Origin of the sequence: Oenococcus sp., assembly GCF_047725585.1 — a bacterium.
GTDB lineage: Bacteria > Bacillota > Bacilli > Lactobacillales > Lactobacillaceae > Oenococcus > Oenococcus kitaharae_A.
Genome location: NZ_JBDNNF010000005.1, coordinates 19,933 through 37,533, shown reverse-complemented (window position 1 = coordinate 37,533; position 17,601 = coordinate 19,933). Strand labels below are relative to the sequence as shown.

Annotated in this window: 21 protein-coding genes and 1 tRNA gene; 3 read left to right on the top strand and 19 right to left on the bottom strand. The window is 41.7% G+C overall.

The window, feature by feature from the left end:
• Positions 1-10 precede the first annotated feature (10 nt).
• From trxB to ABF487_RS06955, 15 genes are all read right to left on the bottom strand, one after another.
• Entirely contained in the window at positions 11-952 is a 942-nt protein-coding gene (gene trxB, locus ABF487_RS07025) for a thioredoxin-disulfide reductase (protein WP_415634909.1), read from the bottom strand.
• Between the two features lie 103 nt (positions 953-1,055).
• Positions 1,056-1,931: a UTP--glucose-1-phosphate uridylyltransferase GalU gene (gene galU, locus ABF487_RS07020; protein ID WP_263779981.1), complete on the bottom strand. Its 876-nt coding sequence runs from the start codon at positions 1,929-1,931 to the stop codon at positions 1,056-1,058.
• Positions 1,932-1,936: 5 nt separating this feature from the next.
• The gene (locus ABF487_RS07015; protein WP_263779980.1) at positions 1,937-2,959 is read right to left on the bottom strand and encodes an NAD(P)H-dependent glycerol-3-phosphate dehydrogenase; all 1,023 of its coding nucleotides are present in this window, start codon (positions 2,957-2,959) and stop codon (positions 1,937-1,939) included.
• A complete protein-coding gene (hprK, locus tag ABF487_RS07010) occupies positions 2,940-3,899 on the bottom strand; it encodes an HPr(Ser) kinase/phosphatase (protein WP_007745813.1) in 960 nt (319 codons plus the stop codon). Before hprK ends, ABF487_RS07015 begins: the two co-directional genes overlap by 20 nt.
• A 3-nt stretch (positions 3,900-3,902) precedes the next feature.
• Positions 3,903-4,247, bottom strand: a complete 345-nt coding sequence (locus ABF487_RS07005; protein ID WP_415634908.1) for a phage holin family protein — start codon at positions 4,245-4,247, stop codon at positions 3,903-3,905.
• A 14-nt stretch (positions 4,248-4,261) separates the two neighbouring features.
• Entirely contained in the window at positions 4,262-4,948 is a 687-nt protein-coding gene (gene phoU, locus ABF487_RS07000; RefSeq protein WP_007745810.1) for a phosphate signaling complex protein PhoU, read from the bottom strand.
• Positions 4,949-4,975: 27 nt separating this feature from the next.
• Positions 4,976-5,740: a phosphate ABC transporter ATP-binding protein PstB gene (pstB, locus tag ABF487_RS06995; RefSeq protein WP_415634907.1), complete on the bottom strand. Its 765-nt coding sequence runs from the start codon at positions 5,738-5,740 to the stop codon at positions 4,976-4,978.
• Positions 5,740-6,594, bottom strand: coding sequence for a phosphate ABC transporter ATP-binding protein PstB (gene pstB / locus ABF487_RS06990; RefSeq protein WP_007745808.1), 855 nt, complete (start codon positions 6,592-6,594; stop codon positions 5,740-5,742). The genes pstB (ABF487_RS06995) and pstB (ABF487_RS06990) overlap by 1 nt, the downstream gene beginning before the upstream one ends.
• A gap of 2 nt (positions 6,595-6,596) precedes the next feature.
• Positions 6,597-7,493 carry a phosphate ABC transporter permease PstA gene (gene pstA / locus ABF487_RS06985; RefSeq protein ID WP_007745807.1) on the bottom strand — a complete coding sequence of 299 codons (897 nt, stop codon included), beginning with the start codon at positions 7,491-7,493 and terminating at the stop codon, positions 6,597-6,599.
• A complete protein-coding gene (gene pstC / locus ABF487_RS06980; protein WP_415634906.1) occupies positions 7,493-8,452 on the bottom strand; it encodes a phosphate ABC transporter permease subunit PstC in 960 nt (319 codons plus the stop codon). The genes pstA and pstC overlap by 1 nt, the downstream gene beginning before the upstream one ends.
• A gap of 3 nt (positions 8,453-8,455) precedes the next feature.
• Complete coding sequence (locus ABF487_RS06975; protein ID WP_007745805.1) at positions 8,456-9,358, bottom strand: phosphate ABC transporter substrate-binding protein; 903 nt, start codon at positions 9,356-9,358, stop codon at positions 8,456-8,458.
• A 35-nt stretch (positions 9,359-9,393) separates the two neighbouring features.
• Complete coding sequence (locus ABF487_RS06970; RefSeq protein WP_415626216.1) at positions 9,394-10,284, bottom strand: phosphate ABC transporter substrate-binding protein; 891 nt, start codon at positions 10,282-10,284, stop codon at positions 9,394-9,396.
• A 113-nt stretch (positions 10,285-10,397) separates the two neighbouring features.
• A protein-coding gene (gene prfB / locus ABF487_RS06965) for a peptide chain release factor 2 (RefSeq protein WP_415634905.1) occupies positions 10,398-11,517 on the bottom strand; the annotation gives its coding sequence in 2 pieces (ribosomal slippage) (positions 10,398-11,444 and positions 11,446-11,517; 1,119 coding nt in all).
• A 124-nt stretch (positions 11,518-11,641) separates the two neighbouring features.
• Complete coding sequence (locus ABF487_RS06960) at positions 11,642-11,863, bottom strand: hypothetical protein (protein WP_263779975.1); 222 nt, start codon at positions 11,861-11,863, stop codon at positions 11,642-11,644.
• Between the two features lie 159 nt (positions 11,864-12,022).
• The gene (locus ABF487_RS06955) at positions 12,023-12,406 is read right to left on the bottom strand and encodes a MerR family transcriptional regulator (protein WP_007745797.1); all 384 of its coding nucleotides are present in this window, start codon (positions 12,404-12,406) and stop codon (positions 12,023-12,025) included.
• A 108-nt stretch (positions 12,407-12,514) separates the two neighbouring features.
• Between ABF487_RS06955 and ABF487_RS06950 the strand changes: the two genes are divergently transcribed.
• Complete coding sequence (locus tag ABF487_RS06950; protein ID WP_263779974.1) at positions 12,515-12,946, top strand: nuclear transport factor 2 family protein; 432 nt, start codon at positions 12,515-12,517, stop codon at positions 12,944-12,946.
• Between the two features lie 35 nt (positions 12,947-12,981).
• Positions 12,982-13,602: an NAD(P)-dependent oxidoreductase gene (locus ABF487_RS06945; protein WP_007745794.1), complete on the top strand. Its 621-nt coding sequence runs from the start codon at positions 12,982-12,984 to the stop codon at positions 13,600-13,602.
• 355 nt (positions 13,603-13,957) lie between these two features.
• Here the strand turns inward: ABF487_RS06945 and ABF487_RS06940 are convergent.
• Positions 13,958-14,045: transfer RNA gene (locus ABF487_RS06940), tRNA-Ser, on the bottom strand.
• A 135-nt stretch (positions 14,046-14,180) separates the two neighbouring features.
• Here ABF487_RS06940 and ABF487_RS06935 point away from each other — a divergent pair.
• Positions 14,181-15,356: an AbrB/MazE/SpoVT family DNA-binding domain-containing protein gene (locus ABF487_RS06935; protein ID WP_263779970.1), complete on the top strand. Its 1,176-nt coding sequence runs from the start codon at positions 14,181-14,183 to the stop codon at positions 15,354-15,356.
• A gap of 50 nt (positions 15,357-15,406) precedes the next feature.
• Here ABF487_RS06935 and adhP read toward each other — a convergent pair whose 3' ends face one another.
• The 3 genes from adhP to ABF487_RS06920 form a co-directional block, all read right to left on the bottom strand.
• Positions 15,407-16,459, bottom strand: a complete 1,053-nt coding sequence (gene adhP / locus ABF487_RS06930) for an alcohol dehydrogenase AdhP (RefSeq protein ID WP_007745756.1) — start codon at positions 16,457-16,459, stop codon at positions 15,407-15,409.
• A gap of 132 nt (positions 16,460-16,591) precedes the next feature.
• Positions 16,592-17,149 (bottom strand): DNA-deoxyinosine glycosylase, encoded by a 558-nt coding sequence (locus tag ABF487_RS06925; RefSeq protein WP_263779969.1) that lies wholly within the window; start codon positions 17,147-17,149, stop codon positions 16,592-16,594.
• Positions 17,106-17,495, bottom strand: coding sequence for a DUF488 domain-containing protein (locus ABF487_RS06920; protein WP_263779968.1), 390 nt, complete (start codon positions 17,493-17,495; stop codon positions 17,106-17,108). The genes ABF487_RS06925 and ABF487_RS06920 overlap by 44 nt, the downstream gene beginning before the upstream one ends.
• Between the last annotated feature and the right edge of the window lie 106 nt (positions 17,496-17,601).

The following is a 17,601-nucleotide window of genomic DNA, read 5'->3' as shown; positions in this document are numbered from 1 at the left end:
ATCATCAGCCTCAAGCCTTAACCTGCGAATCGGTCAAAGTTTGAATGTAATCAAACAGTAATTTGCCGGCGACAGCACCATCGCCAACTGCTGAAGCAATTTGACGAATGGAAGGCTTGCGGACATCGCCAACAGCAAAAACACCGTTCACTTTCGTCTGCATATTCTCGTCAGTCAGCACCCAGCCCTTGTCATCTAAGATGCCCAATTTCTCTAAGCCTTGCGTATTAGGCGTAATCCCGACATAAATGAAGACACCATCGCTTTTAATAATCGATTCTTCCTGCTTGTCCTTATCAAACACGCGAATACCTGTTACTTTTTCGCCATCACCCAAAATTTCTCTTGTCTCCTTATTCCAAGAAAAATCGATATTTGCTTTATCAAAGGCTCGTTTTTGAGCAATTTTAGAGGCACGAAGCGTATCACGGCGATGAACAATTGTCACCTGTTTAGCCAAATTAGCTAAGTAAGTCGCTTCTTCAATCGCTGAATCACCACCGCCAATAACCGTTACTTGTTCGCCCTTAAAGAAGGCACCATCACAAACAGCACAGTAGGAAACCCCGCGGCCGGCATACTCCTCTTCGCCAGGCACTGATAAATGACGATGTGTAGCGCCACTGGCAACGACAACAACCTTGGTTTCATACTGTTCGTCGTCAGTCACAACCAATTTGCTGGCACCATGGTCAATCACATTCTCGACTTCGCCAAAAACATATTCAGCACCAAAACGCGTCGAACTGGCATACATTTTTTCCGCCAATTCATTACCCAAAATAGAATCAAAACCAGGGTAATTTTCAACTTCGGCCGTATCATTCATTTGTCCGCCGTAGATGCCCTTATCGATCATGAGAACCGATAAATTAGCTCGGCTGGCGTATGTAGCTGCTGCCATGCCTGCTGGGCCTGCACCAATAATGATCACATCATATTTCTGTGCCATAAAATCTCCTGCTTACTATTTGTTAGTTTATCACAGAGCTGTCATTTGCTCAAATATATAAAAAATCGTCCTAACGGACGATCAATGACAGATATGGCAAACTTTACAGAGTCTTTGCAAGCTCTTTGATATACTTACGAAGCTCGTCACCAGTATCCGGATGAACTAATCCAAACTCAATATTTGTTTCCAAGAAACCGATTTTAGAACCGATATCATACCTTTTACCTGTAAATTGATGAGCGTATACATGCTCTTTGTGATTCAAAGACTCAATCGCATCGGTTAACTGAATTTCGTTGCCTTTACCTGGCATCGTGTTTTCCAGTTCTTCAAAGATTGTCGGCGTAAACAAGTAACGTCCAATAATCGCCAAATCAGAAGGTGCATCTTGCGGACGCGGTTTCTCAACAAAGTTTTTCACCTCAAACAAACCCGGTTTAACTTCTTTAGCAGGATCAATCACACCGTACTTGGAAGTCTCTTCGTGAGGTACCTGCATCACGGCTAGTGTCGATTGTTCAGTTTCGTTATAGCGGTCGATCAGCTGACGAGTCAAGGGCACTTCATCCGTCATCAAATCATCACCCAGCATCACAACAAATGGTTCATCACCAATAAATGATTTGGCCTTTAAGACAGCATCCCCAAGGCCACGCGGATGCGATTGACGAATAAAGTAAATATTCAAATCAGTTGTGTCCTGAACCAGTTTGAGTAGTTTATCCTTACCCTTTGCAGAAAGGTTATCTTCAAGTTCAGCATTGGAATCAAAATGGTCTTCGATAGACCGTTTTGATTTACCATCGACAATCAAAATATCTTCAATACCAGATTTGATTGCTTCTTCAACAATGAATTGAATTGTCGGTGTATCGACAATTGGCAGCATCTCCTTGGCCAAGGCTTTTGTAGCCGGCAAAAAACGCGTTCCCAAACCGGCTGCTGGAATCACGGCCTTTTTAACTTTTTTAAGCATCTCGATTATTCCTCCGAAATCAGTGGTCGATTCATTAGATCGGCAACAACATCTTCTATTTTCGCATTTTCATAGAGAATTTTGTAGACAGACTGGCTAATTGGCATACTAATTTTGTTATTTTTTGACAATTGGTCTACCGCTTTAGCTGTTCGAACGCCTTCGATGACCATACCCATCTCTTTTTGAACTTGTTCTATGTTTTTGTTACCGGCCAATGCGACACCTGCGCGAAAATTGCGAGAATTGGCTGAAGTAGCAGTCACAATCAAATCACCGAGACCGGCTAGACCATCAAAAGTGGCTGACTGGCCGCCTAAAACGATACCCAAACGACGCATTTCTGCTAATCCACGTGTAATCAAGGCTGCTTGTGTATTGTCAGCCATTCCTAAGCCTTGTAGTATGCCCCCAGCAATCGCAAGCACATTTTTCAGGGCCGCAGCATACTCCGAACCCGGTAAGTCAGAATTTGTATAAACACGGAAAAACGAATTGGATAATGCCTGTTGAACTTTTTGTGCATTTCCTTTATTAGCACTTGCAACAGCTACCAAAGTGATCGCATGCCGAATCACCGATTCAGCATGTGAAGGACCGGAAATAAAAAATAAATCGCTCTCATTTAACAATGGCATTTCTTCGCAAATCATCTGACTAATACGTTTATTAGAATCAACCTCAATACCTTTTATTGCATGGCCGAAAAATGCATCAGGGGCAGTCAAAGACAAAAGTTTCCCAACTTCACGTGCGACCTCACGAATTGCTACCGTTGGTACGACAAATAAAACAATTTCAGCGCCATTTAACGCTGCTGCTAGATCAGTGCTCGCCTGCAGCTTATCATCTAAAAGAGCATCTTTTAAATAACGGCTATTGTGATGAGAACGATTGATTTCGTCAACATCATTAGCATTATGGCCCCAAAGCATCACTTGATTGCCGTTGCCAGAGAATGTTGAAGCCAGAGCCGTGCCCCAAGATCCAGCACCAATGACGGCTATTTTAGTTGTTTTGCTGGTCATGGACTTCATTTTCCTTAATCAGCTTGCGCTGGCGTTCTTCTAATGTGGATAATGCGTCAAAACCCATCCGTTCGGTACGATACTTCAAAGCCGCCGCATCAATCACGCTGGCTGTATTACGCCCAGAAGTAACCGGCAACTCCATTTTGGGAATTTTTATCCCAAGAATTTCAAAACTAGCACCGCCGTCACCCAAGCGATCAAAGTTTGACACTTTCTCATTAGAACGCTTTAAATCGATATTCAGCACAATCGTTGTATGGTCACGAATTGCAGCGGCACCATATGTTTGAAGAACATCGATAATACCAATACCGCGTACCTCCATCAAATTGGCGAGAACTTCAGAAGGAGCCCCCACTAGACGCTGTTCATCTTCGGCGTATATATCAACCCGGTCATCAGCAATCAAACGAGCTTTTCCTTGTTGAATCAGTTCCAAAGCAGCTTCAGTTTTCCCAATTCCAGGGTCACCCGTCAATAACACACCTATGCCGTTGATATCGATCAGCACGCCATGGACAGCTTTTCTTTCCGATAACTGAGCACCTAAATAATAAGTCATATTCGACAGTAGTCTAGACGAAGTTAAGGAGCTGGTCAAAACTGGAATTTTTGCGGCCTTAGCGGCATCAATCAATTCATCAGGGACTTGCAGATCAGTTGAGACAACAAAAGCCGGAGTCAATGGCGTTGACATTTTTTTAAAAACATACATTTTCTGCTCATGCGACATCGTCTTAGCATATTCCGTCTCATTAACACCATATAACTGCACGCGTTTTGGTTCGAAGTAATCCAAAAATCCCGTTAATTGCAAACCGGGACGCGCAATATCAGGAACCGTGATCGGCCGGTCCAAATCATCTTCTCCCCAAACTACACGCAACGCAGTATTCTGTACCAAATCTTTAACCGTAACTGTTATTTGTTCATCCATTTTTTACCTCACTTTCTCAGTACTTGTGATCCAACTTTGTGCAAAACTAAAAATCAAACTCAGTACAAATACCCAGCCCCAACCATGAATCGTCACGCCAGAAACTAAAGCATCGTCAACGGCTAAAACAACCATATTGATAACAATACTAAAAAAGCCAAGCGTCAAAATTGTGATCGGAAAGGACACAATATGCAGCAAAGGTTTTAAAAAGGTATTCAATAAAGCAAGGACGATCGCTGCTACGATTGCAGCTGTCCAATCTTTAACTGTCAGAGCATTAGGAAACAAATAGTGAAACACAACAAAAATTAATGTATTGACAATCAGCCTATAAACAAAATGCATATTGGTACTTCTCCTTAAATAAAACTGGAAGATCCCGGATTTAATTCCACAATTTTGCCGCTTCTCTTGTAGACCAGCCACTCGGCAATATCAGTCGCATGATCAGCGGTCCGCTTAAGATAACCAACTACCACTAAGTAATCAGCGCCAGTATCAACTGTGTCAGCATCATCCTTCATGGAAGCCAAAATATCTTTTCGAATCGTTGATGATAGCTGGCCAACATGCTGCGAGTGCGTGGCAACCTTTTGAGCATCATCAATCGAATCAGAAACATAGGCATCCAGTATTTCATCGACAGTTCTTGTTGCCATCAAGCCCATCTCAGAAATTTTTCTTTCAATCGCAGGCATTCTGCGATCGCCATTCTGCCGGTGATGAATACGAATGGTCGATTGTGCAATATCGCGTGCATAATCGCCCATCCTTTCAAGAACAGAAACAGCTTTTAAGATAGTCACGACTTCACGTAAATCGGTTGTCACAGGCTGATACAACGCAATCATTTCAAAAGTCTTTTTTTCAATAGCAGACTCGCGTTCGTTAATCTCATGATCACGATTAATAATTTCATCAGCGGCCTTGGTATCATGTGCCATAAAAGCCACGACTGATTTATCAATCGTCCGTGCAACCATCTTCCCCATGCTGCGGAACTGGTCGTCCAAATCTTCCATTTCGATGTCAAAAATTCGGCTCATTCCCCATCATCTCCTTTTCTATTCATTTTATCCAAAACGGCCGCTCACATAATCCTGAGTTTCCTTTTCTTTAGGATCCAGGAAAATATCACGAGTATTGCCTACTTCGACCAATCGCCCTTCATTTAAAAAGGCCGTTGTCTGGCTGATACGAGCAGCCTGCTGCATGTTATGCGTCACAATAATTAAACAATAATGATCGCGTAAATCCAGCAACGAGTCTTCAACCACACGGCTGGAGATTGGATCCAAAGCGCTGGTTGGCTCGTCTAGCAACAAGATATCCGGTTTGGTCGCCAACACACGTGCCACACTGACACGCTGCTGCTGGCCGCCAGATAAACCCAAGGCATTGGCACCCAAACGATCCTTGACCTCATTCCAGACACCGGCCTGTGTGAGCGCCTTTTCAACTTCCTCATCCAATTCGTGTTTCGGCATTTTTTTTCCTAATTTAAGTCCGAAAGCAACGTTCTCATAAACACTGAATGGAAAAGGCGTCGGCTGCTGAAAGACCATCCCGATACGCTTGCGTAAATCAACCAAATCGACATTATCGGCGTAAATATCCTGCCCGTGAAATAAAAACTTGCCTTCCACACGAACACCAGGCGTCAAATCATGCATACGATTTATTGCACGAAGATATGTTGATTTTCCGGACCCAGATGGTCCGATTAAAGCCGTGATACCTGTTTTTGGAAAATGAAGACTAATATCATGCAGTACTTCTTTTTCACCGTAGAAAAGCTTGACATGTTCAGTTGTTAATAGATATTTTTCGTCTGCCATCAGCCAAAATTCCCCGAAACATAATCATCCGTCAATTTGACTTTTGGTCTCGTAAAGATTTTTCTTGTTAAATCGAATTCAATGACTTTGCCCAAATGAAAGAAAGCCGTGTAATCACCAATCCGGGCAGCCTGCTGCATATTGTGTGTGACAACGATAATCGTGTACTTTTTCTTTAATTCCATCATCGTCTCTTCAATCTGCATCGTCGATTTTGGATCCAAAGCGCTGGTTGGTTCATCCATCAATAAAATATCAGGTTTCAATGCAAGCGCACGCGCAATGACCAGCCTTTGAGCCTGCCCGCCTGACAATTCAAGCGCTGATTTCTGCAAGTCATCTTTCACTTGATCCCACAAAGCAGCTTGCTTTAAGGCCGATTCGACAATTTCGTCTAACTGTTCTTTGCTATATTTTTTCCGCTGCGTCAAAGCGAATGCAATGTTATTATAAATAGACTTTGCGAAGGGATTGGGCATCTGAAAAACCATGCCAATATGTCGACGCACTTCGTAAACATCAACATCCGGAGAATTCAGGTCTAACCCACGATACATAATTTTGCCCGTCACACGAGCAACACCATCGTTCATACGATTCAAAGAACGCAGAAAAGTAGACTTCCCTGAGCCGGATGCCCCAATTAAAGTCGTAATTTTAAAACGCTCAAAAGCGAGATTCGCATCTGTTAAGGCCTGATTATCCCCATAGAAAACTGAAACATTTTCAGTTTTCAAAGCTACTTCATGTCTCGCGGGATCAGGTTCGGAAATGTAACTATCCGGATTATCCAAGCGAATCAGTTTTTTTATATCTTTCACATAATTAATTGCAGGTGTTTTTGATTTAGCCATGATCACCTCGCCGATCCCGATGTCATTTTCTTGTACAATTTACTTCCTAGGTATCTCGCCAACAGATTAAAAATCAGAACCATGATAATCAGCACAGCAGACGCACCAGCGGAAATTCGAGCTGCATCCGGCATCGTACCTTCGGAATTAACTTTCCAAATATGTACGGCTAAAGTTTCAGCTGGCCGCATTGGATTCAAAGGGCTATTGGAATCAAAAGGATTCCAATTTAGCCAATTTAATTGTGGAGCCGATTGGCCTGCTGTAAACAGTAAAGCAGCCGCTTCACCAAAAACACGTCCAGCTGCCAAAACAATACCAGTCACGATCGAAGGAACAGCGGCCGGCAAAATCACTTTGCCAGTCGTTTCCCATTTTGAAAGGCCCAAAGCCAGGCCTGCTTCTCTTTGAAGATTTGGAATAGCAGCTAGCGAATTTTCAATGGAGCTGGTCAAAAGAGGCAGATTAAAAAAAGTGAGGGCAACCGCGCCGGATAAAACAGAAAACCCAAAATGAAACTTTAAAACAAAGAGTAAGAAGCCAAACAAGCCAACTACTACCGATGGGAGGGAACTCAAAACTTCGATTGCAGAACGAAAAATCGAAATAAACTCTGATTGCTGATTAGCAAATTCATTTAAATAAATTGCTGAACCCAAAGCAATGGGCAAAGAGATCAGCATCGACAATATCAAGAGATAAAAGGAATTAAACAGTTGATCAGAAATACCACCGCCGGCTGTAAAAGCAGATGAGTGGCTAGTCAAAAAATGCCAACTGACGTTTGGCAGCCCTCTGCCAAGAATCGACACCAGTAAAGCTGCTAGAATAACAACTACTAGAGCCGAAATAAAATAAATCGTCACGATAGCAATCTTATTTGTTGACTTCGTATTCATTATTTCGCTCCTCGAGAAATATTTGTCCTTTTTCCAATCATCCGAATAACCAGATTAAAGATAAGAGACATGATCAATAGCAGCATCGCTAAAGTCCATAAAACATCGTTTTGCACAGAGCCGTCGGCAGTATTGCCGATTCCTTGAGTCAACACAGAAGTAAGCGTTGAAGCAGAATTCATCAAACCAGTTGGCATAATCGCCGCGTTGCCGACAACCATTTGCACAGCTAATGCCTCACCAAACGCACGAGCCATGCCAAATACAATAGCCGTCAGGATTCCGGGTGTTGCTGCCCTCAAAATGACTTTATAAATCATCTGCCAGCGTGTTGCACCGATCGCAAGTGCAGACTCCTGATAATGATTGGGAACATTTTTTAGCGCATCAACAGTCATTGATGTAATTGTCGGCAGAATCATAACAAACAGGACAATCGTGCCTGCTAAAATACCAAATCCAGAACCACCAAAAATGCTGCGTAAAAATGGCACCACTATGGTGAGGCCAATAAAGCCATACACAACAGAAGGAATACCAACCAATAATTCAACGACGGGCTGCATAATTTTTTTGCCTAGCGTTGGTTGGAGTTCAACCATAAATAAAGAAGTGGCAATTGCAAATGGTGTGGCAACAAGTGCACTGAGAAAAGTAACAAGAAAAGAACCGACAATCATCGGCAACGCGCCAAATTGCAAGTTCCCTTGTGCATCAGGTGCCGTTGGATTCCAGACAGTGCCGAAAATAAACCTGAAGGGGTTGATATGGTCTAAAGTGAAGGTCATCAAGCCCCGGCTGACAACAAAGAAGAAAATAGATAAGACAACAAGACTAATGAGAGCCAGTGCCGAAAGACTCAGACGACTCCCAAATTTGTCTTTTTTAGCTGAAATAGACTTTCTTAATAATGATTCCCTGATTGGATCCTGATTACTCTTGTTGTTTCTTCTTGGCATAGCTTATCTGTCCGAAACCTTTCCTTGCGCATTTTTATCAACCTTCATGCCAGCTAGCGGAATGTAACCGAGCTGCTGCACAATGCCCTGCTGAATTCTCTTGGATTGGAAAAATGTAATAAAACGGCGAGTCTCACCTTGTGCTTTGCCATGTGTATACATAAACTCATAACCCCAAATTCGCCATCTATTAGTTTCGACATTGCTTCTGGTCGGACTAACACCGTTGATATCCAAAGCTTGTATATTCTGAGCAGACATATAGCTGAAACTTAGGTACGAAATAGCGCCCGGAGTCGCAGAAACAATCTTTTGTACCGTGCCGTTCGAGTCTTGTTCCTGTGCTTTGGTGGCAGCTTGTCCGGCTAACACCGCTCCTTCAAAAACCGATCTCGTTCCCGAACCAGCTGAACGATTGACCACTGTAATCGTGAGATTTGGGCCCCCAAGCTGTTTCCAGTTTGTCACGCGGCCTGTAAAAATATCCTGCAACTGAGTTGATGTTAAATTCTTAAGGCCCACGCCTTTATTGACCACTGGGGCTATGCCCACCACAGCAACTTTATGGCCAACGATCTTGCTGGTATCGATTCCGTCACTATTTTCCGCGAAAATATCGGAATTGCCTATTTGCACAGAACCTGCTGCTACCTGTGTCAAGCCAGCACCGGATCCACCACCTTGAACAGTAATTTGGGTGTTGCGATTGGCTTTTTCATATTCGGCACCGGCGCGTTCTGCTAAAGGCTGCAGCGCCGTTGAGCCTACGATCAAGATATTTTTAGTCGTCGCATTAGGCGAGACAGCAGAATTACTGGTCAGGCCGCGGTGGGTCGACCCGTAATATAGTGCTAAAACAACGATTGCGATGATACCGATTCTTGTCAAAAGTTTTTTTCTAGTCATAGTTATGTAGTCCGGGGCCGGCCCCCGGATAATTGTTACTTAGTTGTTACCACACCATCTGCGTCTTTAGTCACTTTCATGTCAGAAAGCGGAATATAACCTAATTGACGAATGATGCCTTTGACACTTTTTTTATGAAAATAACTGATAAAGGCTTTTGTAGCACCCTTGGCTTTGCCCCGGGTATACATATGCTCATATCCCCAGATTGGCCACTTATTCGTGCGCACATTTTTAGCTGTTGGTGCAATTTTCTTTAATTTCAAAGCCCTAAGACCAGTCTGTCCCTTAATGTAGCCAAAAGCTAAATATGAGATAGAACCTGGTGTTGTTGAAATTATTTTTTGAACCGTACCATTAGAATCTTGTTCCTGAGCCGTTGCTGCAGTGGCATCTCCCAGCACAGCTTTTTCAAAAACAGCTCTCGTACCAGAACCAGCTGCTCGGTTAATCAGGACAATCTTCTCGTCTTTTCCACCAACCTGATTCCAATTTGTAACTTTTCCTGTAAAAATATCTTTTAATTGACTCTTCGTCAGACTTCGAACACTTACATCTGAGTTAACCACTGGTGCAATTCCAACAACTGCGACTTTGTGGTCAACTAAAACACTGGCATCAATACCATCCTTTTCTTCAGCAAAAACATCAGAATTACCTACTTGGACCGAACCAGCTTGAACTTGTGTCAAGCCAGCACCGGATCCACCACCTTGCACGGTAACCTGTACTGCAGGATGTGCACTTGAAAAGCGCTCGCCGATCTGCTCGGCAAGGGGTTGAAGCGCTGTTGAACCAACAGCTAAGACCTTTCCAGTCAACTTTGACTTAGAAGCTGCGAAGGCGCTTGTACCATGATTAACGCTCGTCAATGACGCACCGCTAATAGCAACCAACGCAAGTAAACTCAATAACCATTTCCTCATAATTATGAAACTCCTTGTGTCTTATTAATATTCAGTTTTCATGTGCGGGAACGAATGCCTCCGCACATAAAAGATACCACAAAATAGGGTCTCATATGTTTCAGAGATGCAAACTAGTCAGGATTTTTTTCGGCTAATTGCCATTGCAAATAGGCGTTTATGAACGGATCTAAATTCCCATCCATGACGCCGTCAGTATCGCCTGTTTCATAACCTGATCGTAAATCCTTAACCATGCGGTAAGGTTGAAAAACGTACGAACGGATTTGTGATCCCCAAGCGACCTCTAACTTCGTGCCAGAAATTTTCGCATGTTCTTCAGCACGTTTCTGTTCCTCTATCTCGTAGAGTTTGGCTTTCAGCATTTTCATTGCAATATCACGGTTGCCATATTGTGTACGTTCTACTTGAGAAGCGACAACAATACCAGTCGGCAAATGGGTCAGCCGTACAGCAGTGGAAACTTTATTGACATTTTGCCCACCAGCTCCACCTGAACGATAAACATCCATTTTGATGTCCTGAGGACGAATTTCAATTTCAATCTCATCGTCATCTAATTCCGGCATGACATCAATCGACACAAAAGAAGTGTGCCGGCGGCCAGCAGAGTCAAAAGGACTGATTCTCACAAAACGATGAACGCCTTTTTCACTGCGCAAAAAACCATATGCATTATGACCAATAATTCGCAAAGTTGCTGAAGCGAGACCGGCTACATCACCAGACTGGTAATCAGTTACTTCCACTTTAAAATCATGTGATTGTGCCCAACGCGTATACATGCGATAGAGATTGCCGGCCCAGTCTGCAGATTCAGTACCGCCTTCGCCGGGATGAATTTCCAAAATCGCATTATTGGCATCATACTTACCGGTTAGCAGTTGTTGAAGATTGTATGCCTGTAAATCTTTTTCTGTTTTTTCAATACCATTTTCCAGTTCAGCATGCATTTCCGGATCATCCTCTTCGGATAGCAATTCGATCAATGCTGTCAAATCCTGGACTTGTTTATCTAAACTGAGAAAAGAGTCGCGTCTATCCTTTAAAACGTTTGTTTCATCAATAACTTTTTGAGCGGCTTCGTTATCATTCCAAAAATCCAACTGGCTCATTTTATCTTCATTATCTGCAATTGATGCATCTAAGGCATCAAGGTCAAAGAGACCCCCTAAAACCGTCAATCCGGCTTTGCATATTCCCAATACTCTTTTTTGCTTCTGCTAATTCCATTATTTCTCCTTATACAAGCGTCTAGCTTCTCCTCGTTACCAACGGTATAGCCATATTTTAACTTTAACAATCATTGAAGGCGATGCCAATAGAATACATGCTTTCCTCGGGATAATTGCAGAATTTAATGGTGATTCATTTTGAAATCCCGTTTTAAATTTTTAGCTGTCCAATAAAGTGCCAGCAAAGCAGCAATCACGTAAATCGCTGACAAAGCCACGCTATGTCCATGCATATAAGCTCTTACAAAAGTCACAGTTCCCATGATCAGCATATAGAAAAAAGCTACGGCACAAACAGAATCGGCCGCAATATAGAGTTGACGTCTCGTTTTGGGATTTTTCATCATGCCTTCTTTCTTTTATTTATAAGCGTTTTGATTCAAGCAATCAAGAGACGCTGCCACCTAAGTGAATAAACAAGGAATACGATCAATAAAGCAAGTGTTACATTGATAAATTAGCGCCCAAAGAGTAAGCAACAAATCGAAACTGGCCTATATCGCTTATCGCGTGTGGCTTTCTTTTTCATTTAAATGTGTTTGATGATAATCTATTTTGAAATTCAAATATTTCATTGTCTCCATCAAATCAGATATCTTCTGATTCAGATCCCGCTTGGCTTTGAAAAGAATTTGTAGATGCTGTTCATCCTGATCGGGAGTCACAAAAATATGTTGAATTTGTTTAATTGTTAAACCAGCTCGCCGATAGTGCACAATCGCATCCACACGCGCTAGATTATCAGCATCAAATAAACGGATGCCGTTCTCATCTCTAGGAACGTTTAATAAACCGATTTTTTCATAATATCGTAGAGCATAAATACTAAGCCCGAATTCTGCTGATACGTCTCCAATATATCTATTTTTTTCAACTTTACTAGTCATGATCTCTTTTTTCTCTTGCACTAGACCAACTCTAGCATGCTAGCATCAATTTGTCATTTGGAAAATGATAATAAATTTTAGAAATCAAAATCTTAAGAGGCACTGGCTATGAACGATACTCAAGAAATAGAAAATTTAATTGATGATTACGCAACTTTTGCCGACACCAGACAGGCCGATTCCCAGTTGGCTTTATTTACTGATGATGCAAAAACAGCTGTTTATTTCCCTGGAAAACCGAATGACCCGCAAATTATTTCAGGATCCCAAGCTTTACTAGATGGTTTTTCGGGACTAAACCAATACGAAAAAACCTTCCATTTTATCGGCCAAAAGAAAATCACAATCAAAAACGAAAATGAGGCCAAGGCCTACGTTTACACAATTGCGCATCATATTAAAAACGAGGGAAAAGACGCAAAGAGTCTAATGGTCATGTATATCCGATATGAGGACACCTTGATAAAAAAAGATAATCGCTGGCTGTTTAAAGAACGTGATTTACACATTGATTTTATTGAAAATAGAAGTTTAAAGTAACTTGCTAAGAGAAATGAAAAAGAAAGAGGCAATTCATGAAAGTTGGAATTATTGCTGCAAGCGGCAAGTCTGGTAGTCTCATCACCGACAAATGTTTACAAGCAGGTATGGATGTCACGGCTTTTGTTCGGCACCCTAAGAAATTAGTAAAAAATGTGCCCTATCAGAAGCGGGATATTTTCGATATTTCAAAAAAGGATGTATCCGATTTAGATATCCTCATCAATGCAATCGGTTTTCCCATAGGTGATGAGAAAAAGCATATTGACGTAGCTCAGCATCTGGTCTCGATATTAAATGGATCTCAGACTAGATTATTAGTAGTGGGCTCTGCTGGCCATTTATATACGGACGACTCGAGGACCGGCAAAATCTACGATAATTTAGGATTTATGAGGACACCTTCAATTAATTTTGAAAAAGCCTATCGATATCTCAAAGAAAATGCCCAATTCCCATGGACCTTTTTTGCTCCAGCTGTCAATTTTGAGTATTCCCGTCCAGAAACGGATGACTATTCACTCGGAACCGATGTTGTGCTAACAAACCAAAATAGCGAATCAATTATCGGCTATCAGGATTATACAACTGCACTAGTTAACGAAATTAAATCACCTAAATTTATCAATAGCATGATGACAATATCCGAAAACTAGATACTGGCAAAGACGATCTACCTGGGCACTGGGATCACAAGGCAGATCGTTTTTGTATATCCTCAAAGGAGCCAATTTTAAATTTAACTATCAGATTCCAGATATATCACATTGAAATCTCATAACTCGAGTTGATGCTGATTACGGTCAGATCAACATAAAACGTTTAGCCAACAAAAAGACAGAGGTTGAACTGTGTGTAATGAAGGTTGCCATAGTACTAAGCAAATTTATATATGACCGACTTCAACAGTTGCAAAAACAAGGCAAAGTAGTAAACGGAACTTTGAATGTCAATCAGTAAAAATAAAAGCGCTCAACCGTACGGTTAAAGTGCCTTGTCAACATATCAATATGGATGGAGAGAGATTCGAACTCTCGCGCCGCATACACGACCTATCGGTTTTCTAGACCGACCCCTTCAGCCACTTGGGTATCCATCCGAACTTAAATATTCTACACTTTTAGTCTATCAAAAGTCAGCTAATCGTCCAAATTTTCAAAAAAGCTTGATAAAAGGAATCGGGCACGCCTCATCCTGAGCCTAAATGAAGTCATAAATAGTTTAGAATTAGTGCGTGGTAGAAAATCAGCAAATACATATTTCAATTCCAAAGAAAGCTTTGGATAAATTGTCCCTGAATTACGGTGATGAATTGCTGGCTCAAATTGATCGTGACCGAATCATTATTCAGCCAAAGCCTGAAAAAGCCAATAGTCAGACACAATCACTGCGATGGTTTATGCTGCCTGCTCTGTTGGCTGGCGTTGTTGCACTAATCAACTTTTTCATTCAAAAAACACGTTACGTTAAACTATCAGGTGGAAATTCGATCAGTCAAATAACCATCTATCTAGCTGTCGTCTTTGGTTTTGTTGTCTTTTTAGCTGCGCTGCTTCTGTTAGGCGGCAAACAATTAGTCATGGCCAGCCTTTGGAGCAAAATTCGATCCGTTCTGACATTATCAATCGCATTTACGATTTTGAACTTCTCAATCACTTCATTCTGCTTTTATTTCATCGATTTAGCCTTCCATGGCGTCATGCTTGATCGTTATACCAGTTCAGCCTTAATAGCCGGTTTTGTGGGCATTTCCTGTTATTTAATGATGAATGCTGCATTATCGATTAATTTCTCTACAATCACGACTACGCTGATTTTGACCTTAGTGGGCGGCATCTTTTTATCCATGATTACAAATAAACAGCAAAATTGGTGGCAAATTAATTTCTCCTACCTCGGTTCTAATCTATCAAACAACTGGTGGCAGTTTAATTTCACCCTCATTTTTTCAGCCTCGATTATGCTGACTTTGATTGATTATATTTTTTCACTGCTGTCTTTAATTCCTAAATTCATCACAATTCAAACACGGATTCTACGGATTTTGCTGACAGGCTCGTCAATCGCCTTCGGGTTAGTCGGTGTTTTTCAAAATAATCGCGCCATCGATTGGCTGCATCAGCTGCATTGGTGGACATCCAATCTGCTTGTTGCATTTATTCTACTGATAATTATTGGTATTCGCTGGTTGCTGCCAGGTATTACAAGAGAATTTCTGCTAACAGCCTATGGTTTTGCCGGCTTGCTAGCCTTATCGGAAATCTTGTTTCAGTGGGTTCATTACCTGTCGCTAACGGCTTTTGAAATCATTTCATTTGGGCTAGCTTTTGGCTGGTTAATTTTACTAATGCAGAATTTAAATAACCTCTACCTGGAAAACGCCGAAATCTTCACGATTGAAATAAAATAAAAAGCTCTGGCAAGAAATCACCAGAGCTTTTTTAATCATTCTTTTTAGATTTACATATGAGTAAAATCAAAGACTTTACGTCCGGTAATTTTACCTTCTTTCATCTCTTCAATCACATCATTAATATCTTTCAAATCAACTTTTTCAACGATTGGTGTGACTTTGCCTTCAGCGCCAAACTGGAAGGCTTCTTTCAAATCTGCACGTGTGCCAACCAAAGAACCGCGAACTTCAATACCATCTAAGACTGTCTTAGCAATATTCAAAGCCATATCGCCTTGAGGTAATGCAACGGCAACTAGTTTGCCCAATGGGCGAAGAACGTTAACAGCTTGAGAGAAGGCTGCATCATTGACAGCCGTTACTTGGGCATTATGAACACCACCAGTTAATTTGTTAACTTTAGCAACGACATCTTCAGTTTTGCGATTAACAATAATATCGGCACCGTTTTCTTTAGCGGCTTCCAATTTATCAGGGTTGCCATCAATAGCAACAACGTGCGCGCCGAAAACATTATGTGCATATTGAACAGCTAGGTTGCCAAGTCCGCCAGCACCATGGACTGATACCCACTGACCAGGCTTCGTCTCACCGACTTTCAATGCTTTATACATCGTGACACCGGCACACGTGATGGAAGAAGCAGCCGCTGGATCCAAATCGGATGGCACCTTCACTGCATATTTTGCGTTCACAACAACTTGTTGAGCCATCGCACCATCAACAGTATAGCCAGAATTTCTTACCTTACGGCAGAACGTCTCATTGCCTGAAACACAATAATCACACACACCACAAGCATCATAGAACCAAGCAATTGAAACACGGTCACCGACTTTCAAATACTGATCCGCACCTTCACCAAGTTTAGAAACAATACCGACACCTTCATGACCGATAACACGGCGCCAACTGCCGTTGCGCGTTCCCATGGTATTAGGATCACCAAAATCTCCGCTTGCACAATGCAAATCCGTGTGGCATAAACCACAGTATTCAACATCGACCAAAGCATCACCAAAAGCCAGTTTACGAGGCTCCCAGTCATCTACTAAATCAACAAATCCATCATTTTTTTCTCGAACAAGAGCTGCTTTCATTTTTGTCTCCGACCTCTTTTTAGGTAGTTTATTTCGATTTTTGTATTAGTTTGTACAAAAATTTACAAACTCAATATAGCATACATTTGTGAAAATAAAAACATTGTGAAAACTGTCAATAAAAAAGCTGTCTCATTGGACAGCCTGACCCTCAAGTGCTTGTTTAACTAAAGACCAACGAGCCATGAAAATTGGTTTCGCCTGTGTGGCACGATTGGCTGGCGAAGTCGAAGGCAAGTAAATAGCTTTTTGGCCAATTGTCGGTGCCACTAGCTGATTGAAGAGCTCTGTTGATTTTTTGCCTTCTGTAAAAATCGTTTGAATTTGTGAGCTTGCTAATAAATTTGTAAAATCATTTGCAACCGGGTTTTTAATTGTCGCATCCTGGGAACCGATAATATCGGCTTCTGCGAGCGTCTGCCAAATAGCAACATGATTCCTTAAAGCAAAATTGCGACGCGATTCTATGGTCTTATCAGCCTCTTTTTGGCCGAGGACTTTAGCTAAAGTCTGCCAAAAAATGTTTTGCGGACTGCCATAATAAAAACCGAAAGATAAAGATTTGGGTGATGGCAGCGACCCAAGCAGCAAAACTTGAGAGTGTACATCATAAAGTGGCGGCCAGGGATGCACAACATGCTGATAATCAAGCTTGTGTTGTTTCGTTTGTGCTGCTTGAACCCGTTTCAAAAGCAACTCCCTGACGTGTTAGATAATTTGCGAGAACTTTAGCATTATTCTCATGGTTCTCTCTAGAGGCATACAGCAAAATACTATCTGGATGATCTTTTAAAGTCTGCAAAAACTCGACAGTAGCTGGATTGCTGGATAATTCTGTCAAATAAATTGCGCGAAAAGCCATCTCATCTAAATCTTCATCGTGGTACTTCTGCCGCAAATCTTCGGATGGCGCAATCTCTTTTGCCCAAAGATCAATCGCAGCTTTCTCTTTACTGACACCACGCGGCCAAAGCCTATCAATTAAAACCCGATACCCTTTTGATTCGGATCCGTAAATTCTCTCAAATTTGATCATATACCCCTTATTCTAGCTTGCAAATTTTTTTTGGCTAATCATTTATGAGACATTTAAGATTGCCAAAACATTAAAAGAAAGTCTAATAAAGACTAACATGTATTTC

Bases quoted from the DNA above. Each gene is read 5' to 3' on its own strand.
- galU (WP_263779981.1), bottom strand. From the start codon at position 1,931: ATGCTTAAAAAAGTTAAAAAGGCCGTGATTCCAGCAGCCGGTTTGGGA.
- pstC (WP_415634906.1), bottom strand. From the start codon at position 8,452: ATGCCAAGAAGAAACAACAAGAGTAATCAGGATCCAATCAGGGAATCA.
- ABF487_RS07015 (WP_263779980.1), bottom strand. From the start codon at position 2,959: ATGACCAGCAAAACAACTAAAATAGCCGTCATTGGTGCTGGATCTTGG.
- ABF487_RS06960 (WP_263779975.1), bottom strand. From the start codon at position 11,863: ATGAAAAATCCCAAAACGAGACGTCAACTCTATATTGCGGCCGATTCT.
- ABF487_RS06975 (WP_007745805.1), bottom strand. From the start codon at position 9,358: ATGACTAGAAAAAAACTTTTGACAAGAATCGGTATCATCGCAATCGTT.
- pstB (WP_415634907.1), bottom strand. From the start codon at position 5,740: ATGGCAGACGAAAAATATCTATTAACAACTGAACATGTCAAGCTTTTC.
- adhP (WP_007745756.1), bottom strand. From the start codon at position 16,459: ATGAAAGCAGCTCTTGTTCGAGAAAAAAATGATGGATTTGTTGATTTA.
- hprK (WP_007745813.1), bottom strand. From the start codon at position 3,899: ATGGATGAACAAATAACAGTTACGGTTAAAGATTTGGTACAGAATACT.
- trxB (WP_415634909.1), bottom strand. From the start codon at position 952: ATGGCACAGAAATATGATGTGATCATTATTGGTGCAGGCCCAGCAGGC.
- ABF487_RS06950 (WP_263779974.1), top strand. From the start codon at position 12,515: ATGAACGATACTCAAGAAATAGAAAATTTAATTGATGATTACGCAACT.
- ABF487_RS06955 (WP_007745797.1), bottom strand. From the start codon at position 12,406: ATGACTAGTAAAGTTGAAAAAAATAGATATATTGGAGACGTATCAGCA.
- phoU (WP_007745810.1), bottom strand. From the start codon at position 4,948: ATGAGCCGAATTTTTGACATCGAAATGGAAGATTTGGACGACCAGTTC.
- ABF487_RS07005 (WP_415634908.1), bottom strand. From the start codon at position 4,247: ATGCATTTTGTTTATAGGCTGATTGTCAATACATTAATTTTTGTTGTG.
- ABF487_RS06945 (WP_007745794.1), top strand. From the start codon at position 12,982: ATGAAAGTTGGAATTATTGCTGCAAGCGGCAAGTCTGGTAGTCTCATC.
- ABF487_RS06970 (WP_415626216.1), bottom strand. From the start codon at position 10,284: ATGAGGAAATGGTTATTGAGTTTACTTGCGTTGGTTGCTATTAGCGGT.
- pstB (WP_007745808.1), bottom strand. From the start codon at position 6,594: ATGGCTAAATCAAAAACACCTGCAATTAATTATGTGAAAGATATAAAA.
- pstA (WP_007745807.1), bottom strand. From the start codon at position 7,493: ATGAATACGAAGTCAACAAATAAGATTGCTATCGTGACGATTTATTTT.
- ABF487_RS06920 (WP_263779968.1), bottom strand. From the start codon at position 17,495: ATGATCAAATTTGAGAGAATTTACGGATCCGAATCAAAAGGGTATCGG.